The organism is Mariprofundus sp. EBB-1 (assembly GCF_003665155.1).
Classification (GTDB): Bacteria; Pseudomonadota; Zetaproteobacteria; order Mariprofundales; family Mariprofundaceae; genus Mariprofundus.
Map to the genome: position 1 here is coordinate 12,131 of NZ_RCFQ01000017.1, position 24,402 is coordinate 36,532.

General features: G+C 44.4%; 23 protein-coding genes. 19 read left to right on the top strand and 4 right to left on the bottom strand.

Features of this window, described 5'->3' with window-relative positions; genetic code table 11:
- Positions 1–174 precede the first annotated feature (174 nt).
- From D8Y20_RS08225 to D8Y20_RS08240, 4 genes are all read left to right on the top strand, one after another.
- Entirely contained in the window at positions 175–369 is a 195-nt protein-coding gene (locus D8Y20_RS08225) for a hypothetical protein (RefSeq protein WP_121542606.1), read from the top strand.
- A 215-nt stretch (positions 370–584) separates the two neighbouring features.
- A protein-coding gene (prfB, locus tag D8Y20_RS08230; RefSeq protein WP_201265589.1) for a peptide chain release factor 2 occupies positions 585–1,713 on the top strand; the annotation gives its coding sequence in 2 pieces (ribosomal slippage) (positions 585–659 and positions 661–1,713; 1,128 coding nt in all).
- A gap of 24 nt (positions 1,714–1,737) precedes the next feature.
- Positions 1,738–2,019 (top strand): hypothetical protein, encoded by a 282-nt coding sequence (locus D8Y20_RS08235; RefSeq protein ID WP_147434043.1) that lies wholly within the window; start codon positions 1,738–1,740, stop codon positions 2,017–2,019.
- A 192-nt stretch (positions 2,020–2,211) separates the two neighbouring features.
- Complete coding sequence (locus D8Y20_RS08240) at positions 2,212–4,146, top strand: DEAD/DEAH box helicase (RefSeq protein ID WP_121542612.1); 1,935 nt, start codon at positions 2,212–2,214, stop codon at positions 4,144–4,146.
- Between the two features lie 83 nt (positions 4,147–4,229).
- On the opposite strand, the gene D8Y20_RS08245 is transcribed toward D8Y20_RS08240, so the two are convergent.
- A complete protein-coding gene (locus tag D8Y20_RS08245) occupies positions 4,230–5,162 on the bottom strand; it encodes a homoserine kinase (RefSeq protein ID WP_121542614.1) in 933 nt (310 codons plus the stop codon).
- Between the two features lie 238 nt (positions 5,163–5,400).
- Positions 5,401–6,093 (bottom strand): OmpA family protein, encoded by a 693-nt coding sequence (locus D8Y20_RS08250; protein WP_121542616.1) that lies wholly within the window; start codon positions 6,091–6,093, stop codon positions 5,401–5,403.
- A gap of 169 nt (positions 6,094–6,262) precedes the next feature.
- On the opposite strand from D8Y20_RS08250, the gene D8Y20_RS08255 reads away from it, so the two are divergent.
- The 11 genes from D8Y20_RS08255 to D8Y20_RS08305 all read left to right on the top strand — a co-directional run bounded on the left by D8Y20_RS08255 (position 6,263) and on the right by D8Y20_RS08305 (position 18,380).
- Positions 6,263–7,090: a sterol desaturase family protein gene (locus D8Y20_RS08255; protein ID WP_121542618.1), complete on the top strand. Its 828-nt coding sequence runs from the start codon at positions 6,263–6,265 to the stop codon at positions 7,088–7,090.
- 3 nt (positions 7,091–7,093) lie between these two features.
- Positions 7,094–7,297, top strand: a complete 204-nt coding sequence (locus tag D8Y20_RS08260; RefSeq protein ID WP_121542620.1) for a hypothetical protein — start codon at positions 7,094–7,096, stop codon at positions 7,295–7,297.
- Positions 7,290–8,330: an AI-2E family transporter gene (locus tag D8Y20_RS08265; protein WP_121542694.1), complete on the top strand. Its 1,041-nt coding sequence runs from the start codon at positions 7,290–7,292 to the stop codon at positions 8,328–8,330. The genes D8Y20_RS08260 and D8Y20_RS08265 overlap by 8 nt, the downstream gene beginning before the upstream one ends.
- A gap of 72 nt (positions 8,331–8,402) precedes the next feature.
- Positions 8,403–9,287 carry a shikimate dehydrogenase gene (locus tag D8Y20_RS08270; RefSeq protein ID WP_121542622.1) on the top strand — a complete coding sequence of 295 codons (885 nt, stop codon included), beginning with the start codon at positions 8,403–8,405 and terminating at the stop codon, positions 9,285–9,287.
- Entirely contained in the window at positions 9,287–10,984 is a 1,698-nt protein-coding gene (gene pilB / locus D8Y20_RS08275) for a type IV-A pilus assembly ATPase PilB (RefSeq protein ID WP_121542624.1), read from the top strand. Before D8Y20_RS08270 ends, pilB begins: the two co-directional genes overlap by 1 nt.
- Before the next feature lie 52 nt (positions 10,985–11,036).
- Complete coding sequence (locus tag D8Y20_RS08280) at positions 11,037–12,230, top strand: type II secretion system F family protein (protein ID WP_121542626.1); 1,194 nt, start codon at positions 11,037–11,039, stop codon at positions 12,228–12,230.
- 141 nt (positions 12,231–12,371) lie between these two features.
- Positions 12,372–13,919: a histidine kinase dimerization/phospho-acceptor domain-containing protein gene (locus tag D8Y20_RS08285; protein ID WP_121542628.1), complete on the top strand. Its 1,548-nt coding sequence runs from the start codon at positions 12,372–12,374 to the stop codon at positions 13,917–13,919.
- The gene (locus D8Y20_RS08290) at positions 13,912–15,285 is read left to right on the top strand and encodes a sigma-54 dependent transcriptional regulator (protein WP_121542630.1); all 1,374 of its coding nucleotides are present in this window, start codon (positions 13,912–13,914) and stop codon (positions 15,283–15,285) included. The genes D8Y20_RS08285 and D8Y20_RS08290 overlap by 8 nt, the downstream gene beginning before the upstream one ends.
- Complete coding sequence (locus tag D8Y20_RS08295; protein ID WP_236075351.1) at positions 15,285–16,058, top strand: A24 family peptidase; 774 nt, start codon at positions 15,285–15,287, stop codon at positions 16,056–16,058. The genes D8Y20_RS08290 and D8Y20_RS08295 overlap by 1 nt, the downstream gene beginning before the upstream one ends.
- Positions 16,051–16,668 carry a dephospho-CoA kinase gene (coaE, locus tag D8Y20_RS08300; protein WP_236075352.1) on the top strand — a complete coding sequence of 206 codons (618 nt, stop codon included), beginning with the start codon at positions 16,051–16,053 and terminating at the stop codon, positions 16,666–16,668. The genes D8Y20_RS08295 and coaE overlap by 8 nt, the downstream gene beginning before the upstream one ends.
- Positions 16,669–17,066: 398 nt before the next feature.
- The gene (locus D8Y20_RS08305) at positions 17,067–18,380 is read left to right on the top strand and encodes a diguanylate cyclase domain-containing protein (protein WP_121542632.1); all 1,314 of its coding nucleotides are present in this window, start codon (positions 17,067–17,069) and stop codon (positions 18,378–18,380) included.
- Between the two features lie 260 nt (positions 18,381–18,640).
- Here D8Y20_RS08305 and typA read toward each other — a convergent pair whose 3' ends face one another.
- Complete coding sequence (typA, locus tag D8Y20_RS08310) at positions 18,641–20,458, bottom strand: translational GTPase TypA (RefSeq protein ID WP_121542634.1); 1,818 nt, start codon at positions 20,456–20,458, stop codon at positions 18,641–18,643.
- 248 nt (positions 20,459–20,706) lie between these two features.
- Positions 20,707–21,459, bottom strand: coding sequence for a type I methionyl aminopeptidase (gene map / locus D8Y20_RS08315; protein ID WP_121542636.1), 753 nt, complete (start codon positions 21,457–21,459; stop codon positions 20,707–20,709).
- A gap of 78 nt (positions 21,460–21,537) precedes the next feature.
- Here map and sixA point away from each other — a divergent pair, with 78 nt between their 5' ends.
- The 4 genes from sixA to D8Y20_RS08335 all read left to right on the top strand — a co-directional run bounded on the left by sixA (position 21,538) and on the right by D8Y20_RS08335 (position 24,393).
- The gene (sixA, locus tag D8Y20_RS08320; protein WP_121542638.1) at positions 21,538–22,008 is read left to right on the top strand and encodes a phosphohistidine phosphatase SixA; all 471 of its coding nucleotides are present in this window, start codon (positions 21,538–21,540) and stop codon (positions 22,006–22,008) included.
- A gap of 104 nt (positions 22,009–22,112) precedes the next feature.
- Entirely contained in the window at positions 22,113–22,667 is a 555-nt protein-coding gene (locus D8Y20_RS08325; RefSeq protein WP_161957601.1) for a pentapeptide repeat-containing protein, read from the top strand.
- A gap of 113 nt (positions 22,668–22,780) precedes the next feature.
- Positions 22,781–23,746 carry an arsenosugar biosynthesis radical SAM (seleno)protein ArsS gene (arsS, locus tag D8Y20_RS08330; protein WP_121542642.1) on the top strand — a complete coding sequence of 322 codons (966 nt, stop codon included), beginning with the start codon at positions 22,781–22,783 and terminating at the stop codon, positions 23,744–23,746.
- Positions 23,746–24,393, top strand: coding sequence for a peroxiredoxin-like family protein (locus D8Y20_RS08335; protein ID WP_121542644.1), 648 nt, complete (start codon positions 23,746–23,748; stop codon positions 24,391–24,393). Before arsS ends, D8Y20_RS08335 begins: the two co-directional genes overlap by 1 nt.
- The last annotated feature ends 9 nt before the right edge of the window (positions 24,394–24,402 follow it).

Here is a 24,402-nt window from a genome sequence, read left to right on the forward strand (position 1 = left end):
GGATTCAATCACTTGTTTTCTGCTTATTAGCGTTTTCATCAGTAGATGATGCGAACATGAAGTAAATTGTACGATTATTTTTGAGACAACAGCATCAAAGAGCGGCAGCATTGGCGACTGTTCGCTTCAAAGGCATTGCCGTGGCCGAACACACTACCGCTTGGAGGTGCCTTCTTGGCCAGAGCTAATTTTAAATTTGAGAAACGACAGAAAGAACTCGCTAAGCAGAAAAAGAATGAAGAGAAGCGCTTGCGTAAACTTGAGAAAAGAAATGAGGATGGTTCAGAGGTGTCTGTTGATACTGAAGTGACCGAAGTTGTTGTTGAGAAGACAGAAGCAGAGAAGCTTGAGGAATTTTTAAACGGATAGTGTTACTGGGGTAGCAATGCATTCGCTATAAGCTACTACGTCATATAATATCGATATTCATTCATTTAGATCGGTATGGTGTTTGAGCTTAGATGAGTGTATTCGCAAGCATGCTGCTTGATGCATCAGGACCTTATTGTGTTCAAATGTTGGTTGATTTGAAACAGAAGAGCGGTAACGTGCACAATCTTTTAAACACACATTGGAGTTAGACAATGACCATTGAAGATCAGATCGCAGGATTTAGAACACGGGCAGAGGATTATGCCAGTCGACTTGATGCTATGCGGAGGTCACTTTGACGTTGATGCCAAAGAAGAGGATCTGCGTGAGTTAAACGCACGTATTGAAGATCCCTCTCTGTGGGATGATCAGGCAAAAGCGCAACAATTAATGCAGGAACGCGCACGTGTGGAAAAAGTGCTGGTGGATTATAAACGAGCTTTTAGTGAGCACGAAGATGCATCCATGTTATTTGAGATGGGTATCGAAGAGCAGGATCGTGATTCTCAGATTGAAGCGATCGAAGGCCTTGATGCTGTACAGCGCCAGGTTGAAGCTCTCGAACTGGCCCAGATGCTGGGCGGTGAAACCGATATGGAATCCGCCTTTCTTGATGTTAATTCCGGTTCCGGTGGTACAGAAGCACAGGATTGGGCTGAAATGTTATTGCGCATGTATTTGCGCTGGGCTGAACGCAAAGGTTTTAAAACGGAGTTGATGGAATGCACCTATGGTGAAGAGGCCGGTATTAAGTCAGCAACAGTTTCGATCAAGGGCGAATATGCTTATGGTTTTTTAAAGGCTGAAATTGGTGTGCATCGTCTGGTGCGTAAATCACCATTTGATTCAGGTAATCGTCGCCACACTTCATTCTCATCCGTGTTTGCTTATCCAGATATTGATCGCGACATTGATATCGATATTGATCCGGCCGATGTACGTACAGATACCTACCGTGCCAGTGGCTCCGGTGGTCAGCACATTAACAAAACCGATTCAGCTGTTCGATTGACCCATATTCCAACAGGTGTGGCGGTTCAATGTCAGAATGACCGTTCTCAACATAAAAACCGTGAAGCTTGCTGGAAAATGTTAAAAGCACGCCTGTACGAACTGGAAATAGAAAAACAGAATTCTGAAAAACAGGCCTTGGAAGATACCAAAACCGATATCGGTTGGGGTCACCAGATTCGTTCGTATGTATTGGATCAGTCTCGCATTAAGGATTTGCGCACCGGTATGGAAACCGGTAATACACAGGTATTCCTGGATGGTGATATTGATGCGTTTATTCAGGCTCAATTGATGGGTATCAAACGCGGTGAAAACGATGGCGAATAAGGTTTTATTTTAACCGTTATGCAGATGATTCATTTTCCATTTGTTGCATTGCCACTGGGCTTGGTGTTTTTTGTTGTCGTAACTATGGGACAACAGGTGGATGCCGAAGGTGTCACTGCCTTGCCTTTGCTTACGCTTCTGGTGATCAGTGAGTTTGCTTTTTTTGCTACTGGCATTGGTGCATATATCGGTTTTAAACAGACGCAACAGGTCGGTTTTAAACCTTTTTATGTGATAGTTTCTATTTTGTGTGCTGTCTCATCGCTTTTTTTCATGTTCCAAGGCATCAATCTCTGGCCGCTATAGAACTTTAATAATTTATTGTAACGTGCTGATATACAAGTATTTATTAGTGTTTTTGTCTTGTTTTCTGTTTTGTCGATAAAAAAATAATTGGATATCTATTCAATGCTCTTAAAAGTATGAACACTTACTAATGGTTTCTTAATCATGATACAGGCAGCCTTCGCCTCCGGTAATATCCGAAGGTGTATATAAATGACAACAAAAGAACAGGAAGAAAAGACAACAATCGAAAAGGTTGAAGTTAAATTAGATGAACCCGTACAGGTTAAATTTTCAGATTTAAACTTGATAGCTCCGCTGATTAAAAGCGTGGAAGCATTGGGTTATGAAACTCCATCTCCAATTCAGGCGCAAACCATTCCACTGCTGCTCGATGGCAAAGATGTGATCGGACAGGCTCAGACTGGTACTGGTAAGACAGGTGCCTTTGCTCTGCCGCTTTTATCCAATATCGATTTAAGCCAAAAAAATCCACAGGTGCTGGTGTTGGCTCCAACACGTGAGCTGGCGATTCAGGTTGCAGAAGCATTCCAGACGTATGCACGCCATCTGAAAGGTTTCAATGTGCTGCCTATTTATGGTGGTCAAAGTTATGAAATTCAGTTGCGTCAACTTAAACGCGGTGTGCATGTTGTGGTGGGAACGCCAGGACGTGTGATGGATCACATGCGTCGCAAAACATTGAATTTAAGTAATTTAAAAACACTGGTACTCGATGAAGCCGACGAAATGTTGCGTATGGGCTTTATTGATGATGTGAAGTGGGTGCTTGAGCAGCTACCTAAGCAGCGTCAAATCGCACTGTTTTCAGCCACCATGCCACAGGTTATCCGTAAAATTGCCCAGCAGCATTTGACTAATCCAATACATGTTAGCATTCAAATGAAAGAAACAACGGCCGAAACTATTCGTCAGCGTTACTGGATGGTGAGTGGTAGAAACAAGGTTGATGCCTTGACCCGTGTATTAGAAGCCGAAGCATTTGATGCTGTGATTATTTTTGTGCGCACCAAAACAGCTACCGAAGAACTGGCTGAAAAGCTTTCTGCTCGTGGTTATTCAGCAACAGCACTTAATGGTGATATTGCTCAGAAGACACGTGAAAATACGGTCAACCGTTTGAAGCAGGGTAAAATCGATATTCTGGTGGCTACAGATGTAGCTGCGCGTGGTCTTGATGTGCAACGTATTTCGCATGTTATCAACTATGATATTCCACAGGATACAGAATCTTATGTACATCGTATTGGCCGTACTGGTCGTGCAGGACGAGAAGGCGATGCAATTCTGTTCGTTGCACCTCGTGAAAAGCGCCTATTGTATGCCATTGAGAAAGCAACCAAGAAGAGCATTGAAAAGTTTGAAATGCCTACAACTGAAAGCATTAACGATAAACGTATTGAAGAGTTTAAGGATCGTATCACTGAAACATTGGAATCAGGTGAAGGTCTGACCTTATACACTGAGATTGTTGAGCAGTATCGAAAAGAACATGATGTACCTGCCAATGAGATTGCTGCTGCATTAGCGAAGTTGGCTCAGGGTGATAAGGCGCTGCTACTTAAGGATGAACCACAACGCAGAGATCGATCAGAGCGCCCACAACGCGCAGAGCGAAATCCACGCTTTGATGCGCCTGAAGATAAACGCAGAAGTAGCCGTGAAGCATCACGTAATCAGTATGAAGATGAAGATATTAAACCAAGACGTGAATCTACCCGTGGTCCAAAACTTGAACAGGGTATGGAACGTTTCAGGCTTGATGTTGGTGAAGTTCATGGTGTGAAGCCAGGCAATATTGTTGGTGCAATTGCCAATGAAATTGGTTTGGAAAGTGAGTTTATCGGGCGTGTCCAAATTCTTGATGATTACAGTATCGTTGATTTGCCGGACGGTATGCCGAAAGCGATCTTCAATGAGCTGAAAAATATTCAGGTCTGCGGGCAACGCCTCAATGCCAGCCTGCTTGACAGTGCTGCTACTCCACAAAGAGCACCACATAAACAGTTCAAACCCGGACGTGGTAGTGATGGTGATCGTCGTCCATCTCGTGGTGGCAAGCATGGTGGCCGTGGTCGCTCGGACAATGCTGGTGGCAGAAAGCCACCTCGTCGCAATAAAAAATAACGCATAAGCGAGAGTTATTAATATTGGCTGATGCTAGAAAGGGCGGGTATAGTAAATCTATCCCCGCCCTTTTTTTGCGGCTTCTAATTTCGATGGAACTGTAATTTCTGGCGATATTCTTCCGGATTTTTGGTCTGAACCATGGCTCCGCCACGTGGGAAAATAGCATCAAAAAGGCGTGATACCCAAAAGCGTAACGCGGCTAGCCTCAACAAGAGAGGTAGCGCATGTAATTCTTCTTTCTCAAGTGGTCTGACAGACTGATAACCATTCATAAAGGCTTTGATGCGTCTATCATCTGCATCACATAACAGTACAGCCTGAGCATTTAAGGATATGGCAATATCCATTGCAAACGATGAGTCGTGGGCATAATAAAAGTCGATAATGCCTGATACATGGTCTCCTTCGAATAGAATATTATCTACAAACAGATCACCATGAATAACGCCGCATGGTAGAGCCGGCAGTTCACAGGTTGATTGGAAATTTAGTTCGGAACGCAATAGGTCAGCTGCGGTATTACCATATAGTTCAACTGTTTTATCGAGTACGGCAGCAATGTGTTCTGCCAACCAGTTCGGTCCGGTCGGATTGTCTCTGTGCATAGTGAAATCAGAACCCGCCAGATGCAATTGAGCCATAGCCTGACCGGATGATGTCAATTGTGCTTCGTTGAGTTCATCAAGCGTACGGCCGCTTAAGCACGATACAATACAGCCCTGTTTTCCATCTATTTCAAATAATAATGAATCATCTTTGCGTTGCATTACATCCGGACACTCCAGACCATTTGAGGCCAGATGCTTCATCAGATACATGAAATACGGCAGTTCATCAGCTTCCAGGCGTTCAAAGATGGTGAGCACATATCGTCTGTTCTGATCGGTATCGATAAAGAAATTACTATTTTCAATTCCTGCAGCAATGCCTTCAAAAGAGGAGAGGGTGCCAATATTGTAATCAGCCAGAATTGTGCTGATATCAGCGTGTGTGAGTTCAGTATATACAGACATTAGCGAATCATAACGGCTACTGCCTACAACATATACAGCTTTTACGGAGCCACTAGCGTATAAAAGACGATGCTTATCATCAAGCGACCCGGTGAGTTTAAAATATCTCTGATTTGCAGCTGCTAGCGAGGCTTAAAAGGGTTCTTCATTAGTAGGATGGTGCTCATGCGCGATGAACCAAAAAAAAGCCCACGGATTCATCCGTGGGCTTTGATGTTGGACAGTTTGTTATTGCAGCTTACTGAATATCGTTGTTTGGAATAATCAGCATTTCAACACGGCGGTTTAACTGCATGCCTGCTTGTGTGTCATTGGATGCCCTTGGTTGAGATTCACCACGGCCTTCCACGCCAATCCTGTTGGATGCCATACCACGATCCATTAAATACCATTTCACTGCCTGAGCGCGCTGCTCGGATAGTTGCTGATTATACTGGGCTGAGCCACGGCTATCCGTATGACCGGTAATGTTGATCGAAGTGCGTGGATAACGGCTCAAGATATCAGCTACTTTATCGAGCGTGTTATGAAAGGAGGGGGTTAATTTTGCTGAGTTGGACGCGAAAGATATTTCACTATTCATGGTGATCTTGAGGTTCTCATTTTGAAGTCGCTCAATCTCAATCTGTGATCTACGCTGCTCTTCAGCCAGGGCACGTTTAAATTCTTGTTCCTGTTTATCCATATACATGCCTGTACCGGCTCCGAGTGCTCCACCTGCAGCACCACCAATCAAAGCACCACGTAATGCACCACCGGAATGATCATTTTGAAATCCGATAACAGCACCTGCAAGTGCACCTACAGCAGCACCTATAGCGGCATTCTGCTTGGTGTTTTTGTTTGGATCATTCGGGTCAACAACTGGATTGCTGGCACAACTGGTCAATACAATGCTTGCAGTAATAGCAATGAATACAATTCTTTTCATGATAATTCTCCATTTATTCTAATCTTCAACGAAAACCAAATGATACTTCTCTCAGTGAAACCTAACTATAGCCAAAGCTTATATAGTATAGGCGATAAACCCAAGCGGAATAAACGCACTGGTAGTGAACTTTTTTGCAGCTAGGTGACTTTTTATACAGAGTGGCGCAATGGATGAATCCTTACTTAGATTGACTGCTTTTATCACGGTCTTATTAAGCATGGCGTGTGCTGAATTTTTATACCCACGTCGAGCCCTGGTGATGGGGTATAAACGCTGGCCAGCCAATATTGGCATCATTGTGTTGGATATGTTGCTGGTTCGGATACTATTTCCTGCTGGTGCGGTAGGGGCTGCATGGTGGGCCAACAGTCATAGCTTTGGACTGTTTAACTGGCTGGGATGGAATGAGAGTGTATCCGTTATTCTCGCAGTGATCTTGCTGGATTTAGTGGTATATGGACAACATGTGCTTTTTCATGCGGTGCCATGGTTATGGCGTTTGCATATAGTGCATCATGCTGACAAGGAAATTGATGTCTCTACCGGACTGCGCTTTCATCCGCTTGAAATCATGCTGTCAATATTGATTAAAATCAGTGCTGTCGTACTGCTTGGGGCACCTGTTCTGGCAGTATTAATGTTTGAAATAATACTTAATGCAATGGCGATGTTTAATCATTCCAATGTACGTTTACCACTTAGGCTAGATGCGATATTACGATGGTTGGTGATTACACCTGATGTTCATCGTATTCATCACTCTATCATCAAGGCTGAAACTAATAGTAATTTTGGCTTTAATCTGTCACTCTGGGATCGGTTTTTTGGCACGTTTCGCGCGCAACCAACGCTAGGTCATACTGATATGGTGATTGGGTTGGAACATTTACAGGATGCATCAACGCATCATATTGGGTTTATGCTGCGCTTGCCGTTTAGCGGTAATATCGGCCAGTATCCGATGCTGAAAAAATCAATAAAGCGGAGAGGTTGAACCGTGTGTGATAGCAAAGTAAATCGCTGTGAATGCGTCAATAAAACGTTTGAACAATTGAAACAGTATGAAAATTTTGAAGCAGCTCAGGCTGCCACGCATTGTGGTACTGAATGTGAAGGTTGTATTCCCTATATAAAATTGATGTTTGCTAGCGGCGAAAACGAATTTGATATTGATGATCCACGTTTGAATGCATATGAATAAACCCGCTGAAGGCAGTGCTAGTTTGTTGATCTCATCGGCTGCATTTGTCGTGGTGATTGCAGGCATGCAAGCTGCAGCTTCATTGCTGGTGCCATTTTTATTGGCCGCTTTCGTGGCGATTATTTGCTTGCCGATGCTGAGCTGGCTAATCCATAAACAGGTTCCTGCAGGGCTTGCGGTTTTATGCATTACGCTTGCAATTGTATTGATAGGACTGCTGATTGCTGCATTTGTAAGCTCATCACTGGCCGACTTCTCTCATAATATACCAAGTTATCAGGAGCGCTTGAAAGCATTGACTGCCGATGCACTTTTGTGGCTTTCAGGCATGGGGCTGGCTGTATCATCACAATCGATGCTGGATGTGCTCGATCCATCTGCGGCGATGGGCATGGCTGGCAAATTACTATCAGGGCTTGGCAACGCTTTGGCGAATACGTTTTTGATTGTACTTACTGTAATATTTTTATTGATCGAAGCATCTGCGTTACCACATAAATGGTCTGCTATGGATGAAAATGCTCCATCAAAACATGGCTTTGAAACATTTATTTCAAGTGTTGGAGCATACTTTTCAATCAAGACATGGATTAGTCTTGCTACAGGTATATTTATTGCTATCTGGCTGGCTGTGATCGGAGTCGATTATCCTTTGCTATGGGGCCTTGTTGCGTTTTTATTCAATTTTGTACCCAATATCGGTTCCATTATTGCCGCAATTCCGGCGCTGTTACTGGCATTAGTACAGCTCGGTGGCGGTGACGCATTATTGGCTGGATTGGGGTATATTATTGCCAATGTTGTCATGGGAAATGTGATCGAACCCAAATTTATGGGGCGCGGCGTTGGCTTATCAACTTTGGTAGTATTCATCTCCTTGGTGTTTTGGGGTTGGGTGCTTGGTCCTGTTGGTATGCTGTTGTCTGTACCGTTGACGATGATCATCAAACTGGCGCTGGAATCACGCCAGGAGACCCAATGGGTCGCTATATTGTTAGGCCCTGATATCAAACAAGCGGAAGCGAAGCGGTAACGAAAAAGATAAGTTCCGGTTCATGAGGTGACAAACTTTGACACATCATCATTCTGTTTATAAGCTGACAACATGAATATTAATGGTACTACCAAGACATATGGAATCATTGGCTGGCCAGTTGAGCATTCTCTTTCACCACGCTTTCAATCACGCTTTATTGAGGCTAATAATATCAATGCGGTGTATGTTCCATTCGGTGTGGCACCTGAATTGCTCACACAGGCTATGCATGGATTATGGGCCTTGGGCGTAGAGGGATTTAATGTCACCGTCCCACACAAAGAATCTATTTTTCAGATGGTTGACGCTGATGCTGACGCCAGAAAAATAGGAGCGGTAAACACAGTACGCCGTAACGCAAAAGGGTGGCTTGCTACCAATACAGATTGGCGTGGATTTAAATCAGTTGTCGATGCCTCAGGTCTCGACATGGCCGGTAAAGAAGCACTGTTGTTTGGTGCAGGCGGTACATCACGCGCTGTACTGCATGCATTAAACGCACTGAATGTCAGTAAGGTGAATATCTGTAATCGCAATCCAGAACGATTGGCCGGCTTTCTCCGCTTTGCGAAAGAAGCGTATCCAACTCTTCACTGTCAGCCTATTGCCTGGCAACAATCTGAGGTAAGTGATGTCTGCCGGGATTCACGTTTGTTGATCAATACTACCAGCATCGGCTTAAAGACCGGACAGGAATTTCCATTTGTATTGTGCGGAGATGGTATCGCTATGGATGCTGTATATCGTCCTGATGGAAAAACAACGTTTGTTGAAGCTGCGGCCTTAGCCGGACGTTTAAGTGTGGATGGGTTGCCGATGTTGATTGCGCAAGGAGCCGCTTCTTTTGCATGGTGGCATGATTGCGATATGCCGGACTTTACGCAGGCACTTCATCAGATGCAGCAAGATTTAAAACGCCAGGTAAGGCCTCTTTCCGGCTGGGCGATAGGCTAATGAGTAATTCTCGATTAGGAGATATATTACTCAAGCATAAGCGTATTACACGTGAACAGCTGGATTTAGCCACACGTGAATCCAAGTTACATGGCGATACATTAACATCCCAACTGGTGCGCCAGAATATTATAGATGAACTTGAGCTGGTGAAATTTATGGCTCGCTCTTTTGGCTGTCCGGTTATTGACCTGGATAAGGTCATGGTGAAATCGGATGTCACCAAGATTCCGGTTAATGTCTTGCGAAAAAATATGGTACTACCCCTTAAGCGTACTGGAAATGCACTCAAGCTGGCAGTGGTCGATCCATACAATATCAATGGACTGGATGAGATTTCTTTTATCTCTGGATGCAATGTTGAAGTCATTATTGCAACTGAAAAGCAGATCAGTAAAAAACTTGATGAATTGAGTGATAACGATTCACAACTGCAACAGGTCATGGCAGATCTTGGAGCGATAGATGTAGAGGTTGTCGATACCAGTGAGGATGATATTGATGCATTTTCACTTTCGGCAGAAATTGAAGCAGCACCGGTTGTAAAACTGGTGAATCTTATCTTGATGGATGCGATCAAACGTGGTGCCTCGGACATTCACTTAGAACCGTATGAGAAAATTTTACGGGTTCGTTATCGTATTGATGGCATGTTGCATGAGATCATGCGCCCCAGCATGAAAATGCGTGATGCCATCGTGTCGCGCTTAAAAATTCTGGCGCGACTGGATATTTCAGAGCGGCGCTTGCCTCAGGATGGGCGTATTAAATTGCGCTTATCGCGGGCAAAAACGGTTGATTTTCGCGTCTCTGTACTGCCGACCTTATTTGGTGAAAAAGTGGTGATGCGATTGCTTGATCCCTCCAGTTTACAACTGGATATGACCAAGCTGGGATATGATCCTCAATCGCTATCATGGTTGAAACATGCGATTCATCAGCCCTATGGCATGGTGCTGGTGACTGGCCCTACCGGTTCAGGTAAAACCGTCAGTCTCTATTCTGCGGTGGCTGAATTGAATCAACCCGGAATAAATATTTCAACCGCCGAAGATCCTGTTGAGTTTAACTTTATGGGTATCAATCAGGTCAATGTTAATGCAGAAATAGGCTTGGATTTCCCTGCCGCATTGCGTTCGTTTATGCGTCAGGATCCAGATGTGATTTTGATTGGTGAGATACGCGATTATGAAACCGCCGCTATTGGTATCAAGGCAGCGCTTACCGGGCACATGGTATTGGCGACGCTGCATACCAATGACGCTCCTTCAACGATGACACGGTTGATCAATATGGGGTTGGAGTCCTTTCTCGTTGGCTCGGCTATTAACCTCATATCAGCGCAGCGATTAGCGCGTCGCATTTGTAGTGAGTGCAAAACTACGATGGATATACCACCTGCTGCATTGCTGGATGCAGGCGTTGTTGAAGAAGATTTGGCGGGATTTCAAACGATGACCGGTAAGGGATGTAAGGCTTGCAATGGTACTGGCTGCAAAGGGCGCACAGGGATCTATCAGGTGATGCCCGTTTTTGATGAAATTCGTGAAGCTGTTTATGCGGGAGAGAATTCCGACAAGATCAATAAAATTGCAGTAAGCAAAGGTGTAAAGACATTGCGTATGGCGGCTTTAGAAAAAGTACACGCCGGTGAAATTTCTTTGGAAGAGTGCTTAAGGGTTACGGTGGCCAGCTAATGAAAGCGATAATGATCATAAATAAAGCTAATGATAACATGGTGTTAAACTGATGCCTGAATTTACTTGGACAGCAAAAAACAAACAGGGTGTATCTCAAAGTGGTGAGTTAGAGGCCACCAATCGTGAAATTGTAGTTGCCATTTTGCGACGTAAAGGCTTGGTTGATATCAAAGCTAAGAAAAAACCCATTGAGATTGTGATTTTCCCGGAGAAAGTGGATGACAAGGATATTTCCATATTTTTTCGCCAGTTATCGACCATGATCAACGCTGGTTTACCATTGGTGCAATGTTTTGAACTGGCTGAACGTGGTGCTGAAAAAAAGGCCATGGTTAAATTGCTGAATGATGTGCGTGTTAATCTGGAGGGCGGTAATCCACTTGGTGAAACTATGCGGAAGTTTCCTAAAGAATTTGATCGTTTGACTTGTGCCTTGGTAGAAGCTGGCGAACAGGGTGGTATTCTTGATACAATTTTACTCCGCCTGTGTATTTACAAAGAAAAGGCCCTGAGCTTGAAAGCTAAAATCAAATCAGCGATGGTTTATCCGATCGCGATTCTGGTGGTATCCTTTATTGTAACATCCATTTTGATGATTTTTGTCATTCCTGTTTTCAGTGAGATGTTTGCTGATCTTGGTGGGGAGCTGCCCATGCCCACCCAAATTGCCATGTCGATATCCGATGTGTTTGTCGAATTCTGGTATCTCATTATCGGTACCCCGATTGTGCTGGTATTAGCTATTAGAGCACTGTACCAAACGCCGAATGGCCGCTACCAACTGGATAAACTATTACTGGCATTACCTGTCTTGGGGGATGTGTTGCGCAAAGCATCTGTCGCACGTTTTTGCCGCACGTTTTCAACCTTGTCTGCGGCCGGCGTACCCATTCTGGAAGCACTCGATACGGTGGCTGAGACATCTGGAAATGTAGTGATTGAACAGGTTATTCTATCATCCAAAGATTCCATCTCGCAGGGACAGACACTAACGGCACCATTAGAAGCCAGTAAAATTTTCCCACTGATGGTAACGCAAATGATATCCATCGGTGAACAGACAGGTAGTCTGGAAGATATGCTGGCAAAAATTGCCGACTTCTACGAAGAAGAGGTTGATACCGCTGTAAACAATATGCAGCAATTGATGGAACCGTTAATTATGGCATTCCTTGGTGTGGTTATTGGTGGCTTGGTGGTCTCAATGTACCTGCCAATCTTCCAGATGGCCTCTCTCGTCTAATCGGCATATTCAAGGTTGATGACTTCATCCGCTATGGCATAAAAACAATTTGTTTCTACACAAATATTATCAGGCACAAGAGCTCATGCGCGACACAAGGAAAGCGAATATGGCAAATGGGATACACAGTACAGGCATGATATGCAGGTGATTTTTTACCGTGCGCTGGCGATATCAGTGATTGCACTGGTTCTGTCCATATGGTTTTACCCTATGTATTCAACTGCAAACCAAACATTGATGATGCTGATCGGCATTGCGAGTGTTTTTCTATTAACCATGCAAGCCGTTTTAAGTTTTTCTCATATTTCACATTTCAATCAATGGTGTTTCCAGTATGGCTCGGATGCTGTTCTTGCCAGCCTGTTAGTCCTCGCTTCCGGTGGCAACTCAAGTCCTTTTGCAATTTTACTCGGCCTGATAGTCATTGCATCAGGTGTCCATGCACAGCGCCTGCTACCATTAATCATTAGTACCTTTGCATGTGTCACATATTTATTGGCCGTCTATGGCGAATTATGGTTGCGTCATGATACCTTTCTAACCAGCCAACAGGCATTACATGTGCTTTTGCAGGTATCTGCTCTCATACTTGTTGGCGGAGTAATGGCCTTTATTGCGCGTCGTCATGCCAGCTTAAGCGCTAGTAGCAATCAAGCCGTTCGACAGCATCGCAAACTTAAAGACCTGCACGACAGAATTATGGCTGAGATGGGTGAAGGCGTGATTCTTCTGGATCAACATCTGCACTTCATTGATATGAACATGGCAGCCACTACATTATTAAAACGTGATTCGCTCGCAACACTTTTACTATTCCCTCCGTTGGCTGACTTTTTTCATCAGGCTCTGCAAGATTCAAAAGCAAACAGTTTTCAGTGTGAGTATGGCAGAGATGATCAGGCACTGTTGTTGGCTGTGCGACGATTATGGGTTGAAGATCATGCTATCTGGTTACTAACGGTGGTAGATGTCAGTGAAGTGAAACAATTGAAAGAACAGTTAATTCAACAAGAGAAAATGGCCGCATTGGGGCAAATGGCTGCGATGTTAGCGCATGAAATTCGCAATCCGATTCAAACCATGGCTTATGGCCTTGAGATCATGGGGGAGAGTCCTGCCAATACCAAACAGGTGCAGGGCATCCTTCATGATGAAATGTTACGCTTGAATCGACTGGTCAGCATGATGTTACAATATTCTAAACCATTGTACGCATCTGAATCTCTCACATGCATGTCGGATTTGATTCATGCCTCGTTGCAACTGCTTGATGAAAAAGATCGTCAATATATACATCTGAACACGGATGTAGATGAAGTGTGCCTTGATAGAGATCATTTTCGGCTGGTATTGGACAACTTGCTGTCGAATGCCCTGGCAAATCGTCTTGAAGAAGATAGTCCTGTAGAGATAACGTTGAGCAGTGATGAGAACAGATGGAAATTGGACGTAAGTAATCAAGGTGAAATTGCAGATACTGTGCGTGAACATCTATTTGAGCCCTTTGTTAGTGGGCGTTCGGCAGGCATAGGTTTGGGCCTGGCCACGGTTAAACATGTCTGTTCAGTCAATGATTGGACAATTATAGCGCATTCAAATGCAGGCGTAGTTTGCTTTACAGTAGAGGGGCCTTTGCTGGCTATTTCTCCGGTAGAAACGTCAAGGATGGAGGTTAAGCATGGCTGATATTTTGCTGGTAGAAGATGAGTTGAATGCACGCAAAGTGTTATCGTTGGGGCTTGAGTTACAAGGGCACCAAGTCATCTCTTGCGGTTCATCGATTGAAGCTGAAGTGTTATTGCAGAAACATATGTTTGATGTGGTGCTAACCGATTTACGCATGCAAGGTCGTGATGCAGGGCTCGATGTAATTGCGGCCAGTAGAAAGTCTCAACCTTATGCTAAAGTGTTATTGCTCACAGCTTATGCGAGTTCGGATACCGCTGTCATGGCGATGAAAGAGGGGGCTTTTGATTATTTAACCAAGCCCGTCTCTGTTGAAGAATTGGCTGCGGCTGTAGAGCTGGCTCTGGATGAAGCCAATGCAGATCAAACATCAGTTTCTACAGATTTACCATGTCCTGATAGCAGTGACGAAACAGAGATGTTAATCGGTGATTCAGTGATAATGCAACGGGTTCGCCAGCGTTTGTGTAGAGCTGCAAAATCTCAATTTACCGTACTTATTTCTGGAGAATCGGGTACAGGCAAAGAGCTGGCTGCAAGATTAGTACATGCCCATTCCCCTCGTGCCAAAGCGATGTTTATTCCGGTTCATTGTGGGGCTATCCCCGAGGGCCTGTTTGAATCTGAGTTGTTCGGTCACCGTAAAGGGGCTTTTACCGGTGCTGATTCTGATCGTAAGGGACTGATGGAATCGGCTGATGGCGGCACACTGTTTCTCGATGAAGTGGGGGAATTGCCGCTATCTGTTCAGGTGAAGTTGCTCAGAGCGCTGCAGGAAAAACGTATTCGGCGCGTAGGTGATGATCAGGAACGGGATGTAAATGTACGTATTATTGCTGCGTCCAATCGCGATTTGAAAGCTGAAGTCGAGCAAGGGAACTTTCGGGAAGATCTGTTTTTTCGACTCAATGTGGTACCTGTACATATGCCTGCACTTCGCCATCGCAGTGAAGATATCCCCATGCTGGCCAAGCGTATTATACATCAATACAGTGAAGGGAAAGCGCGATTGAGTGATGAATGTTTGCCATATCTCAGCAAATTACCATTCATGGGTAATGTGCGGGAACTGGAGAATATCATGCAACGTATGTTGGCACTGTCGGATTCCGGAGATTTGGATCTATCATTATTGGATGAGATGTATTCCGGCATTGATAGCCTTACATCTATTTCATTGGCTAGTATGCAGGCAGAACATAATGATTTGGACAGTTTTATGGCGACTGCAGAACAACAATTAATTGATGAAGCACTGACCAAAACCGATGGCAATATTACCAAGGCCGCTGCTGAGTTAGGTATCAGTTTCCGCTCCTTGCGCTATCGACTGAAAAAACCATTACCAGCAGAGGATGAAACATAATGGGTATGGAACTAGTTATTTTATTTGGTATCGTCGGTTTAATTGTCGGTAGTTTTGCCAATGTCTGTGTGCACCGTATTCCATTACATGAATCGATAGCATTTCCTGGCAGTCATTGCCCTCACTGTGATCATCCTATAGCGATGTATGATAATATCCCTCTGTTGTCATGGTTAATATTGAAGGGGAAATGCCGACATTGCGCGCACTCCATTTCCTGGCGTTATCCACTGATGGAACTGGCAATGGGGCTTGGTTCAGCAGGCTTGGCCTATCACTATGGTATCTCGCTGGTTCTACTGGCTGCACTCACGCTATTTTTCTTACTCTGGGTATTGAGTGCGATTGACATGGAAACCTATCTCTTACCCAATGTGTTAACCTATCAGGGCATTGCCATCGGGTTGATTTTTTCATATTGGCAGGGTGATTGGCAATCATCATTGATTGGTGTTGTGGCTGGCTATGGTGTTTTCTGGCTTGTGGCCAAACTATTCCTCATGCTGACCGGGCGTGAAGGCTTGGGGGCAGGGGACTTTAAACTGTTGGCCATGCTAGGAGCCTTTATGGGGTGGCAGGCTCTGCCATTCATTGTACTCGCATCTTCTATTGTAGGTACTATCGTTGGGCTTATTTTCATTGTACTGGCCAAGCGTGGTTTGCGCACTGAGATTCCATTTGGCCCCTACCTTGCCGCAGCCGGTATGATCTGGTTTGTGTGGGGGGATATCATTCTTGATTGGTACCTTCAATTTGCCGGAATAAATGGATGATAGCACAAGCATGATTGCAAGCGTTGGCCTGACCGGCGGTATTGGTAGTGGAAAAAGCAGTGTTGCTAAAATATTTGCAGAAATGGGCGTGCCTGTATTGGATTTGGATCAGGTCGGGCGCGATGTTGTGGCGGTCGGTTCCACAGGTTTAGAGCAATTGACCAAGGCTTTTGGTGATGCCATATTAAATTCCGACGGCTCACTTAACAGGGCATCGCTTGCCGAGCACTGTTTTGCTGATGCAACAGAAACAGCCAGACTGAATAGCATCATGCATCCGCTCATTAGAGATCAGGAAGATGTGTGGTTACAGCAGCAACATGGCAGTTATGCGATCATCGAAGCTTCGGTGTTATTGGAATCCGGTGGTGTATCACGTATGGATGCGGTGCTTGTGGTCATGGCTGATCTTGCGCTCAGACGTGCACGTGTAATAGCCAGAGGCGATCGCAACAATACACAATTCGATGCCATCGTAGCGCGTCAATGTAGCGATGAGCTACGCCGGGAATCTGCTGATTATATTATTTTAAATAATGATAATTTTGAGTCGTTACGTGAAAAGGTTATTGAAACACATTCGTTTATATCGAAGCAGTTCAATGCGTAAAGAAATGGTTCACTGTTGCTTGCGATGTGTGGGCGCTTATGAAGCGTTCTATTTCTAAAAAAACTCGGATAAATGCCCAAACTTGTGATATGAATTAGAAGACCAATAGTCTCGTAACATCACTCCAGGATAACGTTTTTATCAAATACCCATAAATTAAGTCATTGGACTTCTGCCCCTGTTTTTCTATATCCTCAATTTACATAGAAAAATAACGCCTCAGTTTTTTACTTGGAATGCTAGGGCATTTGGCAAGATGCAAGAATCCAGCACTTTCCTAGCCATCTATGTTTTGTAACTAGAGTATCCGGTCGATAACTGCAGTTCGTCTTAAGATAGAAAGGAGGTACTAATGCGCGGTTACCCAGTACGATTAAACCTCCATTACCCTTTAAACCATGGATAAATCTGGAATCATACCCGAGGCGTGGATAGCACGACCTCTCTCAGATCAACAGCGGCTTAGTGATGATAACTTACGAGAAAGCGAAGCGTATTTTCGCCAGCTTTTTGAGCTACATCATGACGTCATGTTATTAATTGATTATCAAGCCGGTATCATTCTGGATGCTAACCCTGCAGCAGCAGAATTTTATGGCTATCCGCTGAAAAAATTGCGTGGCATGCATGTAAGCCAGATCAATGCACAGCATGAGTCAGAAATTGATCGCGACAGAAAGAAAGCCATTGTAGGAGAAGAGAATATATTCACCTTTGAACATCGTTTGGCCAATGGTGATATACGTACGGTAGAATCACACATTTCACTGGTGAGTTTCAGGGGCAAAAGCCTGTTCTTTTCAATTATCCATGATATTACAGAGCGCATACGGGCAGATGCTGAGCTGCATATCGTAACCGCCGCATTTGAATCACAAGAAAGCATGGTGATCACTGATGCCAGTGGAGTGATTCTAAAGGTCAACCATGCTTTCACAAAGACCACTGGCTATACAATGGAAGAGGCCGTTGGCCAGACCCCGAGCCTACTTAAGTCGGGACGTCATGATGCGAGTTTTTATAAGTCGATGTGGAAGACTCTCAAGCGCACCGGGAAATGGCAGGGAGAGGTTTGGGACAGGCGCAAGAGTGGAGAAATATATCCCAAGTGGCTGATGATCACTGCGGTAAAAGGCGATGATGATGTCACTACACACTATGTCGGTTTACACCTCGATATCACCGAACGCAAACAGGCAGAAGAGAAGATCAACAATATGGCCTATCATGATCATCTTACCGGTTTAGCCAATCGCGCATTGTTTTTTGATCACATGCAACAGGCTATTGCTCATGGACGCCGTAACAAAAACTTTATAGCTGTATTGATGCTGGATCTTGATCACTTCAAACCGATCAATGATGCATTGGGTCATGAGTGGGGTGACAAGGCTCTTGTCGAAGTTAGCAAGCGCCTACTGAAATGTGCCCGTGCGACAGATACCGTAGCTCGCATTGGCGGCGATGAATTCAGTATCATTCTGCTCGATGGCAATTCCCGAAATTTTGCATGCCGGATGGCAGAAAAAATAATTACTGCCATTGGTAAGCCTTTAGCTCTGAATGACTCACAGTACTCGATAGGCGTAAGTATCGGTATTTGTCTGGCATCCCCAGACGATCAAGATGTGGAAGGCATTGTTAGCAGAGCTGATACTGCAATGTATCAAGCCAAAGAAAGTGGCAGAACCTGCTACCGAATATCAGAATAGATAAGCTATCCAGGGCAGGCGAATTAAAAAAATATGAATGGTGTGGACTGATTATTTCATGGTGATGGAATCGATTGATTATAAAGCAGAGCTACTTTACTGAAAAAGAAGTAATCAATGCGTAAAAATTCGTTCCGTAGTTAAGTCTGTTTTATAGCTAAGCAACACCGAACAGTGCCATTGTGATGATCTTCACTAATACACGGTGAACCAAAAAAAAGGCCCGTCCATTGGGACAGGCCTTTAGTGTGATTACAAGTTTACCCTTTAGGTGTTCCGCGTTTGCGTTCGTGTTCTTTCAGCAGACGTTTACGCAGACGAATAGAGCTTGGAGTGATTTCTACCAGCTCATCATCAGAGATGAATTCGATAGCGCGTTCCAGGCTCAGGTTCAAAGGTGGAACCAGATCAATTGCATCATCTTTACCGGACGAACGTACGTTGGTCAGTTTCTTCTCTCTGATCGGGTTAACGCACATATCTGCATCGCGATTATTGATGCCGATGATCATACCTTCATACACTGTTTCACCGGAACCAATAAACATTCTGCCACGTTCCTGAAGTTTCCACAGGCCGAAAGCAACAGATGAACCGTTTTCCATGGAGATCAAAACTCCATTGATGCGGCCGCCAGGAAGAGTGCCAATGAATGGACCATATTCATGGAAGACATGATGCATAATACCAGTACCACGGGTATCCGTTAGAAACTCAGATGTATAACCAATCAGGCCGCGCGTAGGGCACATGAACTCAATACGCGTACAACCATCTGCATTGGTCGCCATGGAGGTCATTTCCGCACCACGTTTACCAAGCTTTTCAATCACAGCGCCCTGATATTCCTGTTCTACATCAACAGTTACATGCTCGTAAGGTTCTTCTTTTACACCATTTTCTACACGAATAATCACGGTTGGACGTGATACAGCCATTTCAAAACCTTCACGACGCATGGTTTCTAAAAGAATACCGATGTGTAGTTCGCCACGGCCGGATACTTTAAATACATCTGCAGAATCAGTATCTTCTACACGCATCGCCACGTTGGTACGAATCTCTCTCATCAAACGGTCACGAATCTGTCGCGTCGTAATGAATTTACCTTCAGTACCAGCCAATGGAGACTTGTTGACGTGTATCTCCATAGAGAGGGTAGGCTCATCCACATGGATCACTGGAAGTGCAATAGGTGTTTCTTTCGATGCAATCGTTTCACCAATATTGATGTGTTCAATACCGGCCATGGCAACAATTTCACCTGCTTCCGCTTCCTGGATTTCAACACGGTTCAGACCGAGGAAACCAAGTAGTTTACTTATTTTGAAATTTTCCTGTCTGGAATCGGCGTGTATAACGGTAACTTCTTCACCAACTTTCACACGTCCGTTAGCAATACGACCAATCACAACACGTCCGATGTATTCATCCCAATCCAGGGTCGTAGCCAACATCTGCAGAGGTGCATCAGGATCGCATTCAGGCGGGCGAACATGTTCAAGGATTGTATCAAACAGGCAGAGCAGGTTGTCGGACTTTTCATTCAGATCAAGCATGCCATAACCGTTTTTAGCAGATGCATAGACAACAGGAAATTCTAACTGTTCATCGGTTGCACCAAGTGATGCAAACAAGTCAAATGTGAGGTCAACTACGGCATCAGGATCGGATCCTTCACGGTCAATTTTATTGATTACAACAATAGGTTTGAGGCCAAGAGCCAATGCCTTGGAGGTAACAAATTTGGTCTGTGGCATTGGGCCTTCACGGGCATCAACCAGCAGAACCACACCATCAACCATGTTCAATACACGCTCTACTTCACCGCCGAAATCGGCATGGCCGGGGGTGTCAATAATGTTGATGTGGGTGTCACCAAAACGAATGGCAGTATTTTTTGCAGTAATGGTAATGCCGCGCTCTTTTTCGAGGTCATTGGAATCCATAACACATGTTTCCATGTCTGCACGGAGATTGTCCATCGTACCAGATTGCTTCAGTAGCTCATCAACCAGTGTAGTTTTGCCATGGTCAACGTGAGCGATGATGGCGATATTACGTAATTTGCGTGTCATATATAATAACCTCTAATTCTAAGTGGCGCGCATATTAGCGTTTTACCATCTATTTGGAAGTAATAAGATGTTGGTTGTAAAAAAATATCTACCACGAAGCCACAAAGGCACAGACAAAAATCAAGGTTTATCATCGTGAACGTTTTTTAAACAATCGTTTTCTAAGGTTTGATTAGGTTTTCTTTGTGCTCCAAAGGGATTTCTTTTCTGTCATTAGAAAGATCATCTTATACTTGAAGACTGAATGTTTATAATGAAGGAACAGTAAGGATTTCACAGCCCGTTTCAGTAACAACCAGCGTATGTTCAAACTGAGCAGAGAGTGTTTTATCGCGCGTGACCACGGTCCATTTATCGCCCAGGAGTTTTACTGCCGCTTTACCAATATTCACCATCGGTTCAATGGTAAAGACCATGCCGGCTTTGAGTTTCATGCCTGTGCCCGCTTTACCGTAGTGCAGCACTTGTGGGTCTTCGTGAAACACGCGACCAATACCGTGCCCGCAATATTCACGTACAACCGACATTCGTTCGCCTTCCACATAGACTTGAATGGCATGGCCAATATCTCCGAGTGTTGCGCCAGGACGCACTTGTGCTATACCGAGCTCCAGTGCTTTGCGTGCTGTTTCCACTACTTTCTCAGCTTTAACTTTGGGTTTCCCGACGTAAAATGTTTTACTCGTATCGCCATGCCAGCCATCAATGATGGTGGTGACATCGACGTTAACAATATCACCATCTGTGAGTGTTTTATTGGTGGGGATGCCATGGCAGACAACATGGTTTACCGACGTACAAACTGATTTGGGGAAACCGTGATAGTTGAGCGGGGCAGGGATGCCACCAGCCTTGATCGTGAAATCATGTACCAGATCATTGATATCATCGGTGGTGATGCCTGCTTTAATATAAGGCTCAATCATGACTAATGTATCCGCAGCATGATGACATGCTGGCCGCATAGCCTCGATATCTTGTTCTGTTTTGATGCTAACCATGCTGACTCCTGAAATTACTTGTAGGGTGGCCGTATGCTGACGTAATCTGTTGATTAGGTCATCTGTTGGAGGATACTCATGCGGTTATATCTGGTTCAACATGGTTTAGCTAAAGAGAAACAAGAAGATCCAAAACGCCCGTTGTCTGTTCAGGGGCATAACGATGTGACACGTACTGCTGAATTTTTAAGCCTGTTTGAGAAACCAAAACCGGTTCGTATTGTGCATAGTGGTGTCTTAAGAGCAGAACAGAGTGCCAATCTATTTTCTCAAGTCTGGGGCGGCATCCGTTGTGAACAAGCGCTTGAGCTTGGCCCCAATGATGATCCATCTACCTGGTCTGCTCATCTGGCCAGTATGAATGATGATGTTATGCTGGTTGGTCATCTTCCATATATGCAGCGTTTGGCCGGATTGCTTATCTGTGGTGATCCACAGCGTGAAGCGGTTCACTTTTGCAATGGTGGCGTTGTATGTCTTGAATGCAGAGAAACTGGTTGGTCAATCCTATGGCAGATCAATCCAACACTGCTTGATGACAAGCATTAACGTATGCAATGGTTGATTAGTATAGTTATCGGGTGCTGATTTGTAATTATTGCTTGCGCTTTGACACAGGCTTTTTAACATCACAATCTTTCATGGGAGGGGATATGACAGTTTCAGAGGTAATTGCTGCAATACAGGCTGGGAATAGCTTAGCTGGTGCAGATTTGTCCGGCTTGGATTTTTCAAATCAGGATCTATCCGGAGCTGATCTGTCAGGAGCCAATCTTTCGAATTGTAATTTCTCCGGAGCTAATTTATCAAATGCCAATATTCAAGGTGTAAGTCTTGATGGGGCGGTATTAATTAATACCAATCAGCATGGCATTCGCATTGACCTGGATCTATTGCGCGCACGCATCAGCAGTGGTTGGTCATTGACAGGTGTGGACTTAAGAGGTCTGGACTTGTCCGGTCTGGATTTAAGAAATGCCAAGCTCTCTGATGCCAATATGCAGGGTTGTAACCTTGAAGGTACAGATTTTCGTGGTGCAATATTGAACGAAGCCAACCTCTCATTCTCCAACGTTCGTGATGCAGATTTTCGTGGTGCAAACCTGAAACGTGCTAATTTAACCCGTGCAGACCGAACAGGTGCAAATATCTCTAAATGGAAATTGAAGAAAGCCTTTATCGCCGGTGATATCGCTTATCGTTCCTGATCCAACGGTTTTTTATCATGTGATGATATTTCCTGTAATGTAAATGCGTTTGAGTCGACTCAGCATACACTTCACTTTGATTCAAATTTAATTTAACAGAGGATATTGTATATATGCATGCAACACTGCCATTATTGGAGAAGACTGACTTCCCTGCCATCACTCGTGGAAAGCTCAATACGCTGCAAGTTAATTTAGGCTATTTATGTAATCAAACCTGTTTACATTGCCATGTGGATGCAGGTCCTCGTCGCACCGAAATTATGGATAAAAAAACGGTGCAAACCGTGCTTGACTACTTGCGTGTGCAAGATATCAAAACACTTGATTTGACCGGTGGCGCACCGGAGATGAATCCGCATTTTGTTTACCTCGTAGAGCAGGCTAGTGCTATGGGCGTGCGTATCATTGATCGCTGTAATCTGACCATTCTGGAAGAAGAAAACTATAGTGATACAGCTGAGTTTCTTGCGAAATACAAGGTCGAAGTCGTTGCGTCGCTGCCCTGTTATTTGAGTGATAATGTTGATGCTCAGCGTGGTAAAGGGGTGTTTGATAGCAGCATTAGAGCCATTCAGCGTTTGAATGCACTTGGGTATGGTATCGAGGGTTCAGGTTTAACATTAACACTGGTCTATAATCCACAGGGGGCAAACCTGCCGCCTTCACAGAGTGAACTGGAAATTGCTTATAAACGCGAACTGCACTTGCGTTTTGGCATTGTTTTTAATCAACTCTTTACCATCACCAATATGCCCATAAAACGTTTTGGTAGTACACTTATTTCACAAGGAAAATTCGCATCTTATATGCAGCTACTTAAAGAAGTTTATAGCGAAAAAAACCTCGATGGACTGATGTGTAAAAGCTTAATAAGCGTGGACTGGAGAGGTTATGTTTATGATTGTGATTTTAATCAAATGCTGAATCTTCCCATACACAGAGAGGGTGGTTTAGCTACGCACCTTTCTGAACTGATTGAACAGGAGATCTCCGGATCTTCAATTGTTGTGATGGATCACTGTTATGGCTGTACTGCCGGCCAGGGTTCCAGTTGCGGCGGAGCATTGGAGGAGTGATGGCACTACATGATGAACTTGAAGCGTTTAACCGCGGATTCGTAGCCCAGGTTCCCGATAATATTGTAAGGACCATGAATGATGCGGTGCAGATACTACAATCTTCAGGCTTAACCGAACGGGCTTTACAAGCTGGACAACAACATGCTCCTGATTTTGATCTCCCTGAACTGAATGGGGAGAAAGTAAAATTGTCTGAAGCGCTAAAGCGTGGTGTGGTTGTTATCACATTCTATCGAGGCAGCTGGTGTCCATACTGTAATTTGGAGATGCAGGCCTTGCAGAAAGCGCTGCCTGACATTGAAGCTGCGGGCGCTCAATTGATCGCCATAGCTCCCGAACTGCCGGAATTTGCTGCGCAAACGCGGGATAAAGGAAACCTTACGTTTCCGCTGTTGAGTGATCAGAACAATGAAACTGCCAAGCAATATGGTTTGGTATTCACCTTACCTGAAAGCTTGAGGCCTATTTATGAGAGTTTTGGCATCGATTTGCCAGCCAGTCACGGCAATGATCATTTTGAACTACCTATGCCTGCGACCTATATTATTGCACCTGATGGCAAGGTGATGAGTGCTTTTGTAGATGTGGATTATACCAAACGTATGGAACCATCTGACATAATAAAAATATTGAAAACCATTTAACTACGGAGA

Excerpts from the sequence above, each read along its gene's own strand:
- D8Y20_RS08295 (WP_236075351.1), top strand. The coding sequence starts at position 15,285 with ATGGGTATGGAACTAGTTATTTTATTTGGTATCGTCGGTTTAATTGTC.
- D8Y20_RS08290 (WP_121542630.1), top strand. The coding sequence starts at position 13,912 with ATGGCTGATATTTTGCTGGTAGAAGATGAGTTGAATGCACGCAAAGTG.
- D8Y20_RS08250 (WP_121542616.1), bottom strand. The coding sequence starts at position 6,093 with ATGAAAAGAATTGTATTCATTGCTATTACTGCAAGCATTGTATTGACC.
- D8Y20_RS08240 (WP_121542612.1), top strand. The coding sequence starts at position 2,212 with ATGACAACAAAAGAACAGGAAGAAAAGACAACAATCGAAAAGGTTGAA.
- D8Y20_RS08265 (WP_121542694.1), top strand. The coding sequence starts at position 7,290 with ATGAATAAACCCGCTGAAGGCAGTGCTAGTTTGTTGATCTCATCGGCT.
- D8Y20_RS08335 (WP_121542644.1), top strand. The coding sequence starts at position 23,746 with ATGGCACTACATGATGAACTTGAAGCGTTTAACCGCGGATTCGTAGCC.
- sixA (WP_121542638.1), top strand. The coding sequence starts at position 21,538 with ATGCGGTTATATCTGGTTCAACATGGTTTAGCTAAAGAGAAACAAGAA.
- D8Y20_RS08280 (WP_121542626.1), top strand. The coding sequence starts at position 11,037 with ATGCCTGAATTTACTTGGACAGCAAAAAACAAACAGGGTGTATCTCAA.
- D8Y20_RS08255 (WP_121542618.1), top strand. The coding sequence starts at position 6,263 with ATGGATGAATCCTTACTTAGATTGACTGCTTTTATCACGGTCTTATTA.
- D8Y20_RS08305 (WP_121542632.1), top strand. The coding sequence starts at position 17,067 with ATGGATAAATCTGGAATCATACCCGAGGCGTGGATAGCACGACCTCTC.
- coaE (WP_236075352.1), top strand. The coding sequence starts at position 16,051 with ATGGATGATAGCACAAGCATGATTGCAAGCGTTGGCCTGACCGGCGGT.
- D8Y20_RS08235 (WP_147434043.1), top strand. The coding sequence starts at position 1,738 with ATGATTCATTTTCCATTTGTTGCATTGCCACTGGGCTTGGTGTTTTTT.
- arsS (WP_121542642.1), top strand. The coding sequence starts at position 22,781 with ATGCATGCAACACTGCCATTATTGGAGAAGACTGACTTCCCTGCCATC.
- D8Y20_RS08285 (WP_121542628.1), top strand. The coding sequence starts at position 12,372 with ATGCAGGTGATTTTTTACCGTGCGCTGGCGATATCAGTGATTGCACTG.
- D8Y20_RS08245 (WP_121542614.1), bottom strand. The coding sequence starts at position 5,162 with ATGTCTGTATATACTGAACTCACACACGCTGATATCAGCACAATTCTG.
- pilB (WP_121542624.1), top strand. The coding sequence starts at position 9,287 with ATGAGTAATTCTCGATTAGGAGATATATTACTCAAGCATAAGCGTATT.
- typA (WP_121542634.1), bottom strand. The coding sequence starts at position 20,458 with ATGACACGCAAATTACGTAATATCGCCATCATCGCTCACGTTGACCAT.
- D8Y20_RS08270 (WP_121542622.1), top strand. The coding sequence starts at position 8,403 with ATGAATATTAATGGTACTACCAAGACATATGGAATCATTGGCTGGCCA.
- map (WP_121542636.1), bottom strand. The coding sequence starts at position 21,459 with ATGGTTAGCATCAAAACAGAACAAGATATCGAGGCTATGCGGCCAGCA.
- D8Y20_RS08325 (WP_161957601.1), top strand. The coding sequence starts at position 22,113 with ATGACAGTTTCAGAGGTAATTGCTGCAATACAGGCTGGGAATAGCTTA.